This is a genomic window from Pseudomonas sp. B1(2018) (assembly GCF_003097365.1).
Lineage (GTDB): Bacteria > Pseudomonadota > Gammaproteobacteria > Pseudomonadales > Pseudomonadaceae > Aquipseudomonas > Aquipseudomonas laurylsulfatiphila.
The window spans coordinates 106445-121086 of record NZ_PYUK01000009.1 but is presented as its reverse complement, the minus strand read 5'-3'; the positions used below and the strand labels follow the sequence as shown (position 1 = coordinate 121086).

Annotated in this window: 14 protein-coding genes; 12 read left to right on the top strand and 2 right to left on the bottom strand. The window is 62.5% G+C overall.

The genetic code is table 11. The annotated features are described in order from the left end of the window. Positions 1-129: 129 nt before the first annotated feature. Positions 130-636, top strand: a complete 507-nt coding sequence (locus C9422_RS16120; protein WP_116581322.1) for a sigma-70 family RNA polymerase sigma factor — start codon at positions 130-132, stop codon at positions 634-636. Beyond that, entirely contained in the window at positions 633-1385 is a 753-nt protein-coding gene (locus C9422_RS16115) for an anti-sigma factor (protein WP_116581321.1), read from the top strand. Before C9422_RS16120 ends, C9422_RS16115 begins: the two co-directional genes overlap by 4 nt. Positions 1386-1465: 80 nt before the next feature. On the opposite strand, the gene C9422_RS16110 is transcribed toward C9422_RS16115, so the two are convergent. After that, positions 1466-2302 (bottom strand): IclR family transcriptional regulator, encoded by an 837-nt coding sequence (locus tag C9422_RS16110; RefSeq protein ID WP_116581320.1) that lies wholly within the window; start codon positions 2300-2302, stop codon positions 1466-1468. A 247-nt stretch (positions 2303-2549) separates the two neighbouring features. Between C9422_RS16110 and C9422_RS16100 the strand changes: the two genes are divergently transcribed. The 9 genes from C9422_RS16100 (at position 2550) to C9422_RS16060 (ending at position 12128) form a co-directional block, all read left to right on the top strand. Beyond that, on the top strand, positions 2550-3575 hold the full coding sequence (locus C9422_RS16100) for an ABC transporter ATP-binding protein (protein ID WP_116581318.1): 1026 nt from the start codon (positions 2550-2552) through the stop codon (positions 3573-3575). Then, positions 3572-4441: an ABC transporter permease gene (locus C9422_RS16095; protein WP_007992817.1), complete on the top strand. Its 870-nt coding sequence runs from the start codon at positions 3572-3574 to the stop codon at positions 4439-4441. Before C9422_RS16100 ends, C9422_RS16095 begins: the two co-directional genes overlap by 4 nt. A gap of 6 nt (positions 4442-4447) precedes the next feature. Beyond that, positions 4448-5242, top strand: coding sequence for an ABC transporter permease (locus C9422_RS16090; protein WP_116581317.1), 795 nt, complete (start codon positions 4448-4450; stop codon positions 5240-5242). A gap of 7 nt (positions 5243-5249) precedes the next feature. Continuing rightward, entirely contained in the window at positions 5250-5540 is a 291-nt protein-coding gene (locus C9422_RS16085; RefSeq protein WP_116581316.1) for a (2Fe-2S)-binding protein, read from the top strand. 145 nt (positions 5541-5685) lie between these two features. Beyond that, positions 5686-7041, top strand: a complete 1356-nt coding sequence (locus C9422_RS16080) for an NAD(P)/FAD-dependent oxidoreductase (RefSeq protein WP_116581315.1) — start codon at positions 5686-5688, stop codon at positions 7039-7041. Then, positions 7038-8153: an FAD-binding oxidoreductase gene (locus C9422_RS16075; RefSeq protein WP_116581314.1), complete on the top strand. Its 1116-nt coding sequence runs from the start codon at positions 7038-7040 to the stop codon at positions 8151-8153. Before C9422_RS16080 ends, C9422_RS16075 begins: the two co-directional genes overlap by 4 nt. 18 nt (positions 8154-8171) lie before the next feature. Continuing rightward, on the top strand, positions 8172-9218 hold the full coding sequence (locus C9422_RS16070; RefSeq protein ID WP_116581313.1) for an ABC transporter substrate-binding protein: 1047 nt from the start codon (positions 8172-8174) through the stop codon (positions 9216-9218). 279 nt (positions 9219-9497) lie between these two features. Continuing rightward, the gene (gene zapE, locus C9422_RS16065) at positions 9498-10622 is read left to right on the top strand and encodes a cell division protein ZapE (RefSeq protein WP_116581312.1); all 1125 of its coding nucleotides are present in this window, start codon (positions 9498-9500) and stop codon (positions 10620-10622) included. Between the two features lie 186 nt (positions 10623-10808). Beyond that, positions 10809-12128: a leucine-rich repeat-containing protein kinase family protein gene (locus C9422_RS16060; protein WP_116581311.1), complete on the top strand. Its 1320-nt coding sequence runs from the start codon at positions 10809-10811 to the stop codon at positions 12126-12128. Positions 12129-12253: 125 nt separating this feature from the next. Here the strand turns inward: C9422_RS16060 and C9422_RS16050 are convergent, their stop codons facing one another. Further along, on the bottom strand, positions 12254-12958 hold the full coding sequence (locus C9422_RS16050) for a YebC/PmpR family DNA-binding transcriptional regulator (RefSeq protein ID WP_007976978.1): 705 nt from the start codon (positions 12956-12958) through the stop codon (positions 12254-12256). A 225-nt stretch (positions 12959-13183) separates the two neighbouring features. Here C9422_RS16050 and C9422_RS16045 point away from each other — a divergent pair, with 225 nt between their 5' ends. After that, the gene (locus C9422_RS16045) at positions 13184-14578 is read left to right on the top strand and encodes a type VI secretion system Vgr family protein (RefSeq protein WP_116581310.1); all 1395 of its coding nucleotides are present in this window, start codon (positions 13184-13186) and stop codon (positions 14576-14578) included. The last annotated feature ends 64 nt before the right edge of the window (positions 14579-14642 follow it).

Below are 14642 nucleotides of genomic sequence, written 5' to 3'. Positions count from 1 at the left end.
GAGAAGAATCAAGCAGACGAACCGCACACAGGTTTATTCCAGCGCGCGGTATTTATTTTTTCAGGCGTGGAATAACCTCGGGTGCCGGGCGTCTTCCTAGTCCCAAGCGTAGTGACTAGCCAGAACTTCATGAACGATATCGACGAACAACTGAGAGAAATTATTCCCAGATTGCGGCGATTTGCTGTGTCGTTGACACGCAACTCCAGCAGCGCCGACGATCTGGTGCAGGCGAGCCTGGAGCGTGCGCTGTCGAGTTGGGGCGACAAACGTGCCGACGGTGATTTGCGCGCCTGGCTGTTCTCGATTCTCTATCGGCAGTTTCTCGATGCGCACCGCCGCACCCGGCGCTATGCGCGAATGCTCGATTTCTTTACCGGACGCGACGATGCGCAGCCTTCCGTGGAGCGCACCGTGATTGCCCAATCGACCCTCAATGCCTTCGATCAACTGCCCACCGAACAACGCGCACTGCTGCTCTGGGTCTCGGTAGAAGGTTTGAGTTACAAAGAGGTCGCCGAGATTCTCAACGTCCCCACCGGCACCGTGATGTCCCGCCTGTCCCGGGCTCGCCAGGCCCTGCGCCAACTCAGCGATGGCGAAATCAACCGCCCCTCCCTGCGGAGACTCAAATGATCAGCATGCCCCCCAGCGAGCGAGACCTGCACGCCTACGTCGACCACCAACTGAGCGACGCCGACCGACGCCTGGTGGAGACTTTTCTCACAAGCAATCCGGAGGTTGCCGACCAAGTGCGGGCCTGGCAGCAAGATGCCCAGCAACTGCGCGCGGCCCTGAGTGGCGTATTGCAACAACCGACCAATCCTGAACTCGATCCGGCCATGATTCGCCAACGCCTGAAACGCCAATCGCGGCGACATCTGGCCAGCGCGGCCGCATTGCTGATCGCGGTCAGCATCGGCGGCTTCAGTGGCTGGCAGGCCCGTGAGATGACTTTCACTGGCGCACAGCTGCCGATGACCGATGCGCTGCAGGCCTATCGTCTGATTGCCCAGCAAGGGATCCTGCCAGCCGACTACAAGGCCAGCGACGACGGCGACATGCAGAGCTGGCTCGACCATTATTTCACCCGGGCCAATCGCCTGCCCGACCTCTCGGGTGCCGGATTCAAGCCGGCCAGCGGGCGTTTGCTGAGTACCGAGCAAGGCCCGGCAGCCATGGTGCTCTACGAGAATCAGGGCGGGCAGAAAATCAGCTTCTACGTGCGCCCACCGGGACCGAAAAACTTCATGCTGCCAAGAGGCAGTCGCAGTGATGGCGACTTGCAGGCCGAGTATTGGTCGGGGGGCGGTTACAACTATGCAATGGTCAGCCCGGCGGATACGCCGGCGGCGCAGATGCTGAGGCAGACCGTGCAGTTTTAGCAGATCAAAGATCGCAGCCTGCGGCAGCTCCTACAGGTGTACACAAAACCCTGTAGGAGCTGCCGCAGGCTGCGATCTTTTCAGCTTTGTCCAAATACTTGAGAAGGCCGGCGCAGCAGCGGATCGAACGGATTGATCCGCGGCCCGATCAGCGCCGCTTCACGCTTGAGCATTTCCACCACCGTCGGCAATCGATCCGGCCCCAGGCGGTCACTCACGGTCGCCACGCTCAACGCCGCCACCGCCCGCCCCTCACGATCGAGAATCGGCACCGCCACACCGGCCATACCCTGCAGCACACCGGTGTTGCGCCCGGCGTAACCGAGTTTGCGCACGCTCTCGACTTCCGAGCGCAGGAACACCTCGTCATACAGATGGAAGTCCTTCAGCCGCGGCAAGTTGTAGTGGATCACCGTGTCGCGCTCTTCCGGCGGCAGAAACGCCAGGATCGCCAGGCTGCCCTGCCCAACGCCCAGAGCCACGCGTCCGCCGATATCGCCGGTGAAGGTCCGAATCGGAAACGGCCCTTCACTGCGATCCAGGCAGATTGCATCAAAGCCGCTGCGCGCCAGCAGAAACAACGAATCCCCCAGCGATGCCGAAAGCCGCAGCAGTGCCGGGCGCACCAGTTCGCGCAGGTTGCCGCTGTTGCCCGCACGGGCGGCCAGGGCGAAAAAGTCCAGGCTCAGGCGGTAGCGCTTGCTGCGCGCGTCCTGCTCGACCATGCCCTCGTCCATCAGGTTGCGCAGCAAGCGGTGGGTGGTCGGCTGCGACAAACCGATGTGCTGGGCCAATTGCGTCACGCGCTCGCCACCCTCGACGGTATCGCCCAACGCCCGCAGCACCGCAAACAGTCGTGAGACGGCGCCAACACCGACATCATTTTTATTTTCATTCCGTTCAGTGGAATCAGACATGAGTTTTCTCAACGATTTATTTACTCACCGAATGAAACTGAAAATAGTCAGTGCTTCAGTGAAATAGGCCATTGAGCCCATCCTAGTCTTCGTCCTAATCTGCGTCCAGACAGGGGCGATTCGAACAACAGCGGCAGCCGACTCAAGTCGAGCGCCAACGCCCCCCGGAAACATTTTTTTCGTATCTGCCCATACAAAAAAGCGCGCCTTCGGGCGACGCATAACAATCTCAGGTGGAGGCGCAGTCATGGCTTTTTTGCAACTTGAAAAACTCGGCAAACGCTACGGTGAAATCGACGCCGTGGTCGCCACCGACCTCTCGGTGGAGAAAGGCGAATTCGTTTCCCTGCTCGGCCCTTCCGGATGCGGTAAAACCACCACCCTGCAAATGATCGCCGGGTTCGTTGAAGTCACCAGCGGGCGTATCGTCCTGGACGGTCGTGACATCACCCATGCCAAGCCCGCCAGCCGTGGCCTGGGCGTGGTGTTCCAGAGTTACGCGCTGTTCCCGCACATGACCGTCAAGGACAACGTCGCCTTCGGCCTGCGCATGCGCAAGGTGCCGAATGCCGAGATCCGGCAGCGGGTTGAGCGGGTTCTGAAACTGGTTCGCCTGCACCAGCACGCAGAGCGCTACCCACGGGAGCTGTCCGGCGGCCAGCGTCAGCGTGTAGCTCTGGCTCGGGCTTTGGTGATCCAGCCACCGGTGCTGCTGCTCGATGAACCGCTGTCCAACCTCGACGCCAATCTGCGCGAAGAGATGCAGTTCGAGATCCGCCGCATCCAGCGCGAGGTCGGCATCACCACGCTGATGGTCACCCACGACCAGTCCGAAGCCCTGTCGATCAGCGACCGCGTGGTGGTGATGCAGGCCGGACGCATCACCCAGATCGACGCGCCCTACACCCTCTACGAACACCCGCGTACCGAGTTCATTTCCGGGTTCGTCGGCAAGGCCAACCTGCTGCCCGGTGAACGCGATACGGCCGGTGTGGTTCAGGTGTGCGGACGTGGCGATGGCGACCTGACCCTGAGCCTGCGTCCGGAGAAAATCGATCTGCGCGAGGCTGGCGTTGGTCGCCTGCAAGGCAAGGTCAGCAGCCGTTTCTTCCTCGGCAGCCAATGGCTGTACGGCGTGTCGACGACCCTGGGCGAACTCTGCGTGGTGCGCCGCAACGACGGCTCGGCACCATTGAGCGAAGGCACGGCGGTCGGCCTTGACTGGGACGCGGCGCTGTTGCGGGTGCTGAGTGTCGACGAGGTGACGGCATGAGTGCCCTGGCCGCCATTCGCCTGGGGCGTCAGGGTTACCTGCTGTCGGCACCTGCCCTGGCGTTGTATGTCAGCCTGCTGGTGATCCCGCTGATGCTGACGCTGTTGCTGTCGTTCAACGTCTTCGACTACGGCTCGGGGATCAAGGGCGACGCCTACACCGTCGAACACTACGGCAGCCTGCTGGGCGATCCGTACTTCTACGAGATCTTTCTTCGCACCCTGTGGATCAGCGCCCTCACCACCTTGCTCTGCGTGCTGATCGGGGTTCCCGAGGCGTACATCCTCAGCCGCATGGGTGCGCCGTGGCGCTCGATTTTTTTGATCCTGATCCTCACTCCGCTGCTGATCTCGGTCGTAGTACGCGCCTTCGGCTGGAGCCTGCTGCTCGGCGCCGACGGCCTGGTCAACCAGACCCTGCAAGCCTTCGGCGGCTCGCCGATGAAGCTGCTCTACACGCCGTTCGCGGTGGTGATTGCGTTGGTTCACGTGATGCTGCCGTTCATGATCATTCCGGTGTGGACCTCGCTGCAGAAACTCGACCCGGCCGCCGAACAAGCCGCGCTGTCGCTGGGCGCCGGTCACTTCACGGTGATTCGCCAGGTGGTATTGCCGCAGATCATGCCCGGCATCCTGTCCGGCACCCTGATCGTGTTCGGCCTCGCCGCCAGCTCCTTCGCCATTCCCGGCCTGCTCGGCGGACGTCGCCTGAAGATGGTCGCCACGCTGATCTACGACCAGTACCTGTCGGAACTCAACTGGCCCATGGGCGCGGCCATCGCCGTGGCTCTGCTGCTCATCAACCTGCTGATCATGCTGTCGTGGAACCGCATGATCGAAGGCCGCTACAAGAAGTCATTGGGATAATTCGTCATGTCCAGGAACGGTTCTTTCGCCCTGCTGTTTCACACCCTGGTGGTGCTGTTCATGCTCGCTCCGTTGGTGGTGGTGTGCCTGGTGGCCTTCACTCCGGAGAACACCCTGAGCCTGCCGACCACCGAGTTTTCCCTGCGCTGGTTCCGGGCCGTGTTCGAGCGCGCCGACTTTGTCGATGCCTTCTATAACAGCCTGATTCTGGCGTTCAGCGCGGCCAGTCTGGCGACACTGATTGCCGTGCCGGCGGCGCTGGCGATCACCCGCTTCGAATTCCCTGGCCGGGACTTTTTCAATGGGCTGTTTCTGTCGCCAATCATCATTCCGCACCTGGTACTGGGTGTGGCGCTGCTGCGTTTGTTTGCGCTGATAGGGGTCAACGGCAGCTTCGCCTGGCTGATATTCGCTCACGTGCTGGTGATCACACCCTATGTGCTGCGCCTGGTGCTGGCCTCGGCCATCGGCCTGGATCGCAGCGCCGAACACGCCGCGCAATCCTTGGGTGCCGGGCGTTTCACGCTGTTCCGGCAGATCACTTTGCCGATGATCCTGCCGGGGGTCGCCGGTGGCTGGCTGCTGGCATTCATCAACAGTTTCGACGAAGTCACCCTGTCGATCTTCGTCACCTCGCCGGCCACGCAAACCCTGCCGGTACGCATGTACGTCTACGCCACCGAATCCATCGATCCGATGATGGCGGTGGTGTCGGCACTGGTCATCGCGCTGACCGCGCTGACCATGATTCTGCTCGACCGGGTCTATGGCCTGGATCGGGTTCTGGTGGGCAAACAATGAGGACGCCATGGCGCTGCTGAAACGACTGGCCGAAGGCGACCGCCCGGTCCTGGACTTTACTCTCGACGGCCAACCGGCCAGCGGCCTGCTCGGCGACACCGTGCTGACTGCGGTGCTGACCTGCAGCGATCACCTGCGCGGCAGCGACTTCAGCGCCGAACCCCGTGCCGGCTTCTGCCTGATGGGCGCCTGTCAGGACTGCTGGGTGCGCCTGGGCGATGGTCGCCGGGTACGTGCGTGCTCGACGTTGCTGGAAGCCGGGCAACACATCAACCGCGAATCGGGGCGATCGATATGAACACCCATTCCCACTACAGAAACCGAATCCCCTGTGGGAGCGCGCTTGCTCGCGAAAACGGCCTGCCAGCCAACATCTCGGCTGCCTGTGTCGCCGTCTTCGCGAGCAAGCCCGCTCCCACAAAAGCACAGCAGCCGAGGTGCGCATGAAACCCATCGTCATCATCGGCGCCGGACCTGCCGGCATTCGCGCGGCGCAAGCCCTGGTCGCCCACGGCGTTCGCCCGGTGCTGCTCGACGAAGCTGCACGCGGTGGCGGACAGGTTTATCGACGTCAGCCGGTCAACTTCAAGCGTTCGCCAGTCAAGCTGTATGGCTTCGAAGCGCCCAAGGCCAGTGCGTTGCACCAGACCATCGACGAGTTGCGCGAACAGCTCGATTACCGCCCTGAAACCCTGGTGTGGAATGCCGAGGACGGCGCCCTCGACACCTTGCAGGACGGACGTGCCGCACGACTGGAATTTTCCCGGGTGATCGTCGCCACCGGCGCCACCGACCGGATTTTGCCGGTGCCGGGCTGGACGCTACCCGGGGTCTACAGCCTCGGCGCGGCGCAGATCGCCTTGAAGTTTCAGGGTTGCGCCATCGGCGAGCGCGTGGTGTTCGCCGGCAGTGGCCCGTTGCTGTACCTGGTCGCGTATCAATACGCCAAGGCTGGCGCCAAGGTGGTCGCGGTACTCGACAGCTCACCCTTCAGCGCCCAGGCTCGCGCCCTGCCCGGCCTGCTGTCGCAACCGGCCACGCTGGTCAAAGGCATCTACTACCGTGGCTGGCTGACCGCCCACGGCATCCCGGTGCATCAGGGTGCAACCTTGAAGCATGTCGACGGAGATCAACGGGTGCAGGTGCTGATCTGGTCCGACGCAAAAGGCGAACATCGACTGAACTGCGATGCCGTAGCGTTCGCCCACGGCCTGCGCAGCGAAACCCAGCTCGCCGACCTGCTCGGCTGCGAATTTGCCTGGAACCCGCTCAATCGCGCCTGGCTCCCACAACGCGATCGCGCCGGGCGCAGCAGCGTCGCCGAGGTGTACCTGGCCGGTGACGGCGCCGGGATCATGGGCGCCGACGCCGCGGAAATGGCCGGCGAACGCGCCGCATTGGCGTTGCTCGAAGACATCGGCTACCTGATCCCGACGCAACGCACCACACAGCTTGAACAGGTGCTGGAACGCATCGGCGATTTTCGTCAGGGCCTGGAGCGCGCCTTCGCCTTTCCCGAGAACTGGGCCGCCGGCATCGCCGATGACGTGATGGTCTGCCGCTGCGAAGAAGTCCGCGCCGGCGATATTCGTGAAGTGGTGCGCGAGGGTCACTGGGAAATAAATCGGGTCAAGGCCCATTGCCGGGTCGGCATGGGCCGCTGCCAGGGTCGGATGTGCGGCGCGGCGGCAGCGGAGATCATCGCCTGCGAAAGCCAGCGCGCGGTGTCCGACATTGGCCGGCTGCGCGCCCAGGCCCCCATCAAGCCGCTGCCCTTTGGCCTGGAGATCGACGCATGATCGAAGTCGACGCAGTGATCATCGGCGGCGGCATTGTGGGGGCTTCGGCGGCGCTGTTTCTCGGCAAGGCCGGGCGTCGCGTGGTGCTGCTGGAGCGGGACTTCTGCGGTTCCCATTCCAGCGGCGTCAACTACGGTGGCGTCCGCCGCCAGGGCCGACCGTTGTCGCAATTGCCACTGTCGCAACGTGCCCACGCCATCTGGGCGCAGCTGCCGCAATTGATTGGCATCGACGGCGAATATCAACGCAGCGGCCACCTTAAACTCGCCCGCAGTACAGACGATTTGCGTGCCCTGCAAGACTACGCTGCCTGCAGCCAGGGCTTCGGCCTCGACTTGCAGGTGCTTGACCGTACCGAGCTGCGCAGCCGTTTTCCATGGGTGGGAGACGTCGCGGTGGGCGCCTCGTATTGCCCGGATGACGGTCACGCCAATCCGCGTCTGGTGTCCCCTGCCTTCGCCCGGGCGGCGCGGCGACACGGTGTGCAGGTACATGAGCAATGCACGGTCACCGCCGTGGAACACGACGGCCAGCGCTTTTGCGTACGCACGCAAAACGGCATGCAGTTGCACGCACCCTGGCTGCTGAACTGCGCCGGGGCTTGGGCAGGCAGCATCGCCGCGCAATTCGGCGAACCGGTGCCGATGCATTCCGGGCACCCGGCAATGCTGGTCACCGAACCCCTGCCGTTGGTGATGGATGCCAGCACCGGCGTCGAGGGTGGCGGCATCTACGCGCGACAGGTCGCCCGCGGCAATTGCGTGTTGGGTGGCGGCCAGGGTTTTGCCCTGGACGACGCCCGCGCCCGCCCCGGTCAAGGCGCCGTGCTGGAAATCCTGCGCCAGGCCGTCGAGCTCTATCCGTTTCTTGAAGGTGCCCAGGCGATTCGTACCTGGAGCGGCACCGAGGGTTACCTGCCTGATCGCCAGCCGGTGATCGGCCACAGCCGTACCCAGCCCGGTCTGTTGCATGCGTTCGGCTTTGCCGGCGCCGGTTTCCAGATCGGCCCGGCGGTGGGCCAGGCGCTCACCGAGATCATCTGTAGCGGCGCGTCAAAGACGTCGCTGGATGCGTTTTCCATCACCCGGTTTCACTCCATCTCCGTAGCTTGATAGAGGAAGGTCGCGCCAATGAAAAACCTCAAACGCAACGCACTGCTCGGTTTGTCCTGCATGAGCGCCCTGCTCACCATCACCCAGGCCCACGCCGAACCGACGCTTTACCTGGGCATGAACGGCGGGACCATGGAGCGGCTTTACGCCGACAAGGTACTGCCGGCCTTCGAGAAGGCCAACAACGTCAAAGTGGTGATCGTGCCCGGGACCTCCGCCGATATCCTGGCCAAGGTCCAGGCCAGCAAGGACAACCCGCAGATGCATGTGATGTTCCTCGACGACGGCATCATGTACCGCGCCATCGCCATGGGCCTGTGCGACAAACTCGAAAACAACCCGGCCCTGGCGCAGATTCCCGCCAAGGGGCGGATCAAGGATGAAGCGGTAGCCGTCAGTCTCGGCGTCACCGGGCTGGCCTACAACACACGCTTGTTCAAGGAGAAAGGCTGGAGCGCGCCGACCTCGTGGATGGACATGGCTGACCCGCGCTTCAAGGACAAAGTGGTGTTCCAGTCGATGGCCTCCTCCACCTTCGGCCTGCACGGTTTCCTGATGTTCAACCGGATTCAGGGCGGCAGCGAAACCAACGTCGATCCGGGGTTCAAGGCTTGGCCGAATACGGTTGGGCGCAACGTACTGGAATACATCCCGAGTTCGGCGAAGATTTCCGAAATGCTCCAGACCGACGAGGCGGCGCTGTTTCCGCTGACACCGACCCAGGTCACCGCCCTGAAGCTCAAGGGCATGCCAGTGGAATACGCACAACCGAAGGAAGGCGCCGTGGTGCTCAACGTCGCTGAATGCGCCATCGCCAACAACACGCAACCGCAACTGGCGCAAAAACTCGCCGCGTTCCTGCTCACTCCCGAAGCCCAGGCCGCCGCGCTTGAGGACGGCGACCAGATTCCTTCAAACCCCAATACCCCGACCTCCGAGCGAACCCGTGGGCAGGTCGAAGCGATGCAACAATACCTGGAGACCGCAATCGCGGTAGATTGGGATCAGGTCAACGAACAGCGCCCTGCGTGGAATGCACGGTGGAATCGGAGCATCGAGCGATAGGCGACTGACACGACTGCGCTTCACAAACGACCCTCCTGTAGGAGCGAGCTTGCTCCGGGCGGCGTTCCGACGATGGACGTCAACGATAACGCGTGCTGCCTGAGTGCCCGCGCTATCCAGAGTTCTTCGCGAGCAAGCTCGCTCCTACAGGTCTTTCCAAGTGACCGGTCGGAACCGCTCCGACGCGCACCGACACAACTGGAAGCAAATTCCCTGCTCTGGTTACACTATGGCGCCCCGGCTCGGGGAGCCTGCCCGCACACCAGAGGTGACATCTCAGTGGCCGTTCGACCACCCAATCGTTCGCGAATCAAATCGCGCTGGCAATCGTTGCGTCGTCTTCTCGGCAAGACACCGGCTGCCGGCAGCGCCGAGGCAGGCGAGATAATCCACGACTACTTTCATCACCAGGCCCATTCCCGAGGCTACACCCTCAGTCACAGCCAGTTACGCGTGATCGACTGCATGGCCCGGCATGCCTGCCTGTTGACGGGCGCTTCGACTCAAACCCTCCCGGGCCTTTACCTGCATGGCGCCGTGGGGCGCGGCAAGAGCTGGCTGCTCGACGGTTTTTTCCGGGCCGTTCCCCTCGCGCAAAAACAACGCCTGCACTTCCATCAGTTTTTTGCCCAACTGCACCAGGGCATGTTCGAGCATCGCGCACATCCCGATGCCCTGGCGATCACCCTCGATGCCCTGCTCAGCGATTGCAGGGTGCTGTGTTTCGATGAGTTCCATGTGCACGACATCGGCGATGCGATGCTCATCACCCGGTTGTTCAAGGCACTGTTTCAGCGCGGCATCCTGTTGCTGGTCACCTCCAACTACCCGCCCGCAGGCCTGTTGCCCAATCCGCTGTACCACGCCCGCTTCAAACCGGTGATCGACTTGATCAATGCGCGCATGCAGGTCATGGAAGTCGGCGGTCCGCACGACTATCGCAGCCAGGTCCGCAGCCATGCGCAACAGCTGTTCACCCAAGGCCATTATGTGTGGCCGGCCAGCGCGGTGCAGCGGCGTTCATTGAACCTGCCGGATCTCGGCGCCCCGCCCCTGTCGCTCCCCGTGGGCACCCGGCATTTCCGGGCGCGTTTGTGCGATGAGCGCCGCGTCGGCTTTACTTTCGCCGACTTGTGCGACCAGCCTGTGGCCGTGATGGATTACCTGGAGTTGTGCCGCCGCTTCGATCGCTGGATCATCGATGACCTGCCGCGGCTCGCTGAGTGCTCGATAGCCGCCCAACAGCGCTTCATCAACCTGATCGACGTACTGTACGACCAGGACAAGCACCTGACACTGCTCGCACAGCACGCCCTGCGCGAAAGCCTGGACGGCGATGCCATTGACCTGGCACGCACCCGCAGTCGATTGGGGCAACTGGTCGAAGTCAGCGAGCCGGCCTGAGCGATATTATTTTGTTGTATTGAAGGGCCTCTTCGCGAGCAAGCCCGCTCCCACATTGGAACGCGGTCAACTGTGGGAGCGGGCTTGCTCGCGAAGGCGGCCTGACAGTCGCCACATCTTTCCCGCTATCATGTCGCCCATTTCCAGGGCCACGCGTCCTCTCTTTGGCTAATGGCGAATCTGTTCATGCATACCCTTGCTCAATTGCGTGCCGGCGAGTTGTCAGGCATCACGCGGCTGGATCTGGTCGACGGCCTCACCGAATTCCCTCGGGAGATTTTCGATCTGGCGGACTCGCTGGAAGTACTCAACCTCAGCGGTAATGCCTTGAGCGCCCTGCCCGAGGACTTGCATCGCCTGACCCGTCTGCGCGTGCTGTTCTGTTCCGATAACCGTTTCACCGAGTTGCCGGCCTGCCTGGGCCAATGCGCCGCACTGACGATGATCGGCTTCAAGGCCAACCGCATCGCCCACGTGCCCGCTGCGGCGCTGCCACCGCTGCTGCGCTGGCTGATCCTGACCGACAACTGCATCGAGACGCTGCCGAGCGAGTTGGGAGAGCGGCCATTCCTGCAAAAGCTCATGCTCGCCGGCAACCGTTTGCACGCGCTGCCGGAATCCTTGCGTCAGTGCCATCGGCTGGAACTGATCCGCATCGCCGCCAACCAGATGACCGAGTTGCCGCAATGGTTGCTGGAATTGCCAAGCCTGACCTGGCTGGCGTACGCCGGTAACCCGCTGGAAACCGAAGCCGACGCCGCGGCCCTCGACGCGATACCGCGCATCGACTGGTCGGCATTGCGCCTGGAAAAAAAGCTCGGCGAAGGTGCGTCCGGGGTGATCCATCAGGCCGTCTGGCAACAGGCTGACCAGCCGCCCATGGCCGTTGCGGTGAAGCTCTACAAGGGCGAAATGACCAGCGATGGTTCACCGCTGCACGAGATGAACGCCTGCATCACCGCCGGCCTGCACCCGAACCTGATCCGCGTCGAGGGGCGAATTGTCGATCACCCGCAGCAAACCGCCGGGCTGGTGATGCAACTGATCGCACCGAGTTACCGTAACCTCGCCGCACTGCCGAGCCTGGCGTCGTGCAGCCGCGACATCTACCCCGACGACTTGCGTTTCAGTGCAGCCGTGGCGCTGCGCATTGCCTCTGGCATTGCCTCGGTGGCCGAACACCTGCACAGCCATGGGATCACCCACGGCGACCTCTACGGGCACAATATCCTGTGGAATGAACAGGGAGATTGCTTGCTGGGGGACTTTGGCGCGGCATCGTTCCATGCGACTTCCGACACTTTGGAAAGCCGTGCCTTGCAGCGGATCGAGGTGCGGGCATTCGGGGTGTTGCTGGGGGAGTTGCTGGCGCGGATCGACTCGGGGTTGAGCGATGAACGGCGTGGGGTGCTGGAAGATCTGGAGCGGCGTTGCTGTCAGCCGCAGGTGCTGGCGCGGCCAGGGTTTGAAACGATCGTTCAGGAATTGGCTGGGCTCAAGAAATAAATACAGGACCTGTGGCGAGGGAGCTTGCTCCCGCTGGACGGCGTAGCCGTCCAAAAAGCGACGGTCGCTGCGCAACCGGACGGGAGCAAGCTCCCTCGCCACAAGTTAGGTCAGGGCCAGCTCGATCAACCCGCCAACCCGACAAACATGTCCTGCACGTCGTCATGGTTATCGAGCCCTTCGAGGAAGGCTTCGACTTCCGCCATCTGCTCATCGCTCAGGCCGCTGACCGGGTTTTTCGGCTGGTAGCCCAGTTTGGCCGACAGCACGGTGAAACCTTGTTCCGGCAGGGCTTTCTGCACTGCGTCGAGGTCGGTCGGTTCGGTCAGGAACAGGGTTGCACCCTCTTCACCCGGTTCGAAATCCTGCGCACCGGCTTCGATGGCGGCCATTTCCGGATCGGCGTCCGGGGTGTCCGGCGACGCTTCGATCATGCCGACATGGTTGAAGTCCCAGGCCACCGAACCGGAAGCGCCCAGTTGGCCCTTGCGGAACGCCACGCGGATTTCGGCCACGGTGCGGTTGATGTTGTCGGTCACGCACTCGACGATCAACGGCACCTGATGCGGGGCGAACCCTTCATAGGTCACGCGATGGTATTGCACGGTCTCGCCCAACAGGCCCGCGCCCTTCTTGATGGCGCGATCCAGTGTTTCCTTGGGCATCGAAGCTTTCTTGGCCTGTTCAACGACCAGACGCAAGTGCGCGTTGGTCGCAACATCAGCGCCGTTGCGCGCAGCAATGGTGATTTCCTTCACCAGTTTGCCGAAGATCTTGCCCTTGGCATTGGCTGCCGCTTCTTTGTGTTTAACCTTCCACTGTGCGCCCATTTCTCACTCTCTTATCTGTGACATCTGTGGCGTCGAGACAACCATTGGCCGACGCTTTGCGCAAGTTTATACGGCCTAAAGTTGGCAATCGACCAAAAAATCCCGACTGGCATCGACATCTTCACCAGCGGTTGTAGGGGGATTCTGAAATGCCGCTTTGGCCTGTCCGCAATACGCCGGGGTTTCGTACGCTTTGCACCCTATTCAACGGCGGCAGCGTGTTCGATGCACAACGACAAGGAAAGTCCCACCACCCTGACGCTTCTCGATGACGACCTGAGTTTCCAGGTAGTCCGGTTCAGCGGTCACGAAGCACTCAACCAGCCCTATCGATTCGACATCGAGGTTATCGGCCTGGCACCGGCCTTGAACCTTGAACGATTGCTGCACCAGCCGGCGTTCCTCGAATTCGGCCACGACCAGGGCCTGCATGGCGTGCTGCACAGCGCCGGGTGTGAACATCGAAGCGCACACCGGGTCGCTTACAAACTGGTGCTGGTGTCCCGTCTCCAGGCGCTGGAGCAGCAACGCCGCCGACGGGTTTTCCAGCGCGCCAGCGTGCCCATGATCTTGCGCCAGTTGCTCGAGGAACATGGGCTGCCCGCCAGCAGTTATCGCTTTGAACTGGCAACCGGGCACTATCCCCTGCGCCCGTTTTGCATTCAGTACGAAGAAACCGACCTGGCGTTGTTGCAACGACTGTGCGAGGAAGAAGGCATCCACTACCACTTCGAGCATCAACGCGACGGCCATGTACTGGTGTTGGCCGATGACAGCCTGAGTTTCCCCCAGGAGCCGCTACTCATGCCGCTGCGCAGCGACGCACTCGACGATCATCACCAACCTGTGATCAGCGAATTGTTCCAGCGCCATGATGCCTCGCTCCCCCCTGTGCGCCCAGGTGCGAGGAATCCTGGTGCAGCGGACATCAGCGACGGCGCAGCCAATCACTCGTTCACCACTCACGAACAGCAGCATCGCGACCAGCTCAGCCGGCGACAGCTGGAACGCCTGCGGTGCCGGCACCTGCAAATACACGGTCAAAGCAACCTGGGAGCATTACGCAGCGGCCGGATCGTGCAGGTGGCCGGCCATCCCCTGGCGAACTTCAACGATCAATGGCTGGTGACCGAAACAAGCCATCAGGGGGGCCAGCCATCGATTCTGCTCGACGACTCAGCGGGCATGGCCCTGGGTTATCGCAATCAATTCAGCGCCATCCCCTGGTCCACGGTGTTCAGGCCCGCGCTGAAACAACCCCGGCCGAGCATTCCCGGGTATCAGCCCGGCCGGGTGGGCGGCCCTGTCGGACAGCCGCCGACTGTGGACGAGGATGGCCGGATTCGAGTGATCCTCTGGCCTGCCACAGATTCAGCCACAGAGTCGTTGTCCAGTGGTCTGTGGCTGCCCTTGGCGCTGACCACGGCCGAGGACTGGATCGATCCGTCCCGCTTGCCTGTGGCCGGCAGTGAAGTACAGGTGATTTTCCTCGACAGTGACCCGGATCGCCCGGTGCTCTGTACGGCGCTGGGCCCTCGGCCACAACCTCTGAACCCACCGCCCCGTGAGCCCCGGGGCGATACCCGCCTGCTGTTCGACTGGCTGCTCCACCGTCCTTGAGCATGATCGCGGTCCACAGCCCGGTATAAACGCCGCCGATTTACACATCGGCGACGAGGACCAG

Bases quoted from the DNA above. Each gene is read 5' to 3' on its own strand.
- C9422_RS16115 (WP_116581321.1), top strand. From the start codon at position 633: ATGATCAGCATGCCCCCCAGCGAGCGAGACCTGCACGCCTACGTCGAC.
- C9422_RS16120 (WP_116581322.1), top strand. From the start codon at position 130: ATGAACGATATCGACGAACAACTGAGAGAAATTATTCCCAGATTGCGG.
- C9422_RS16110 (WP_116581320.1), bottom strand. From the start codon at position 2,302: ATGTCTGATTCCACTGAACGGAATGAAAATAAAAATGATGTCGGTGTT.
- C9422_RS16100 (WP_116581318.1), top strand. From the start codon at position 2,550: ATGGCTTTTTTGCAACTTGAAAAACTCGGCAAACGCTACGGTGAAATC.
- C9422_RS16045 (WP_116581310.1), top strand. From the start codon at position 13,184: ATGCACAACGACAAGGAAAGTCCCACCACCCTGACGCTTCTCGATGAC.
- C9422_RS16095 (WP_007992817.1), top strand. From the start codon at position 3,572: ATGAGTGCCCTGGCCGCCATTCGCCTGGGGCGTCAGGGTTACCTGCTG.
- C9422_RS16090 (WP_116581317.1), top strand. From the start codon at position 4,448: ATGTCCAGGAACGGTTCTTTCGCCCTGCTGTTTCACACCCTGGTGGTG.
- C9422_RS16075 (WP_116581314.1), top strand. From the start codon at position 7,038: ATGATCGAAGTCGACGCAGTGATCATCGGCGGCGGCATTGTGGGGGCT.
- C9422_RS16085 (WP_116581316.1), top strand. From the start codon at position 5,250: ATGGCGCTGCTGAAACGACTGGCCGAAGGCGACCGCCCGGTCCTGGAC.
- C9422_RS16050 (WP_007976978.1), bottom strand. From the start codon at position 12,958: ATGGGCGCACAGTGGAAGGTTAAACACAAAGAAGCGGCAGCCAATGCC.
- C9422_RS16060 (WP_116581311.1), top strand. From the start codon at position 10,809: ATGCATACCCTTGCTCAATTGCGTGCCGGCGAGTTGTCAGGCATCACG.
- C9422_RS16080 (WP_116581315.1), top strand. From the start codon at position 5,686: ATGAAACCCATCGTCATCATCGGCGCCGGACCTGCCGGCATTCGCGCG.
- C9422_RS16070 (WP_116581313.1), top strand. From the start codon at position 8,172: ATGAAAAACCTCAAACGCAACGCACTGCTCGGTTTGTCCTGCATGAGC.